The 227-nt window shown below is 71.4% G+C and carries 1 protein-coding gene; it reads right to left on the reverse strand.

Annotation, left to right across the window (positions count from 1 at the left end; genetic code table 11):
• Positions 1–2: 2 nt before the first annotated feature.
• Positions 3–227 (reverse strand): hypothetical protein (locus OOT08_RS08670; RefSeq protein ID WP_325092234.1); only part of this gene is annotated, 225 nt, incomplete at its 5' end.

The raw sequence follows: 227 nt of genomic DNA on the forward strand, positions 1-227 counted from the left end.
GTCTACAGCGCGGTGTCCGCGCTCAGCCGCATCCGGACGAAGGGGGTGACCGCGCCGCCACGCTCCAGCAGGACCCGGCGTTCGGTGACGAAGCCGATCCGCCGGTACAGCCGGATCGCCCGCACGTGGAACTCGGCAACCCCGAGGGTGACATCCGCGTCGGGGTGCCGGCTCCTGAGATGGTGCAGACCCTCGCGCACGAAGCTTTCGCCGAAGCCCCGCCCCGT

It is taken from the genome of Leucobacter sp. M11 (assembly GCF_035726885.1).
In the GTDB taxonomy this organism is placed as follows: Bacteria; Actinomycetota; Actinomycetes; order Actinomycetales; family Microbacteriaceae; genus JAPFRB01.